This window comes from Pseudomonas sp. DC3200b2, from assembly GCF_049895785.1.
Taxonomy (GTDB): domain Bacteria; phylum Pseudomonadota; class Gammaproteobacteria; order Pseudomonadales; family Pseudomonadaceae; genus Aquipseudomonas; species Aquipseudomonas massiliensis.
In genome coordinates, this window is sequence record NZ_JAFCTA010000023.1 from 1 (window position 1) to 503 (window position 503).

At 64.8% G+C, this 503-nt stretch carries 1 protein-coding gene; it reads right to left on the bottom strand.

Translation table 11 applies throughout. The features are described 5' to 3' along the window. The coding region (locus ACP691_RS21680) for a hypothetical protein (protein WP_426199785.1) at positions 1-503 on the bottom strand (503 nt) is incomplete at both ends.

Genomic DNA, 503 nt, shown 5'->3' on the forward strand with positions numbered 1-503 from the left:
GGGTCTGGGCCGGAACCACGGCGGCATCAGCCACCGGCGTCACCGATACAGCAATGGTGCCCACGGTGGTGCTGGTGTTGTTGTTGGCCGTCTCGGTGGAAGTACCGGTAACGGTCAGGTTCCAGTCGCCGCTGACGTTGCTGCCGGCGTTGAAGCTGATGCCCGAGAGGTTCCAGCCGCTCACGTCCACGCTGCCGTTGGTCGCGGTAGCGGTGAAGCTATTGGTGCCGTCGGTGATGGTCGCGCCGGCCGGGATGCCGCTGATGACCGTGGTGTGGGTTTCCGAGCCGTCGTTGTCGGCGTAGCTGGCCACGGTGCCCAAAGCGATGGAGGTGTCTTCGTCGCCCGATACGGCACGGGTGCTGTCCACGACCGGAGCGTCTGCCACTGGCGTGACATTGATGGTTATGGTGTTCGACGTCGTGGCAGTACTGCCGTTGGCGGCCTCGGTCGAGGTGCCGGTTACCACCAGGTTGATGGTGTCGCTGGAATTTGCCGCCGGG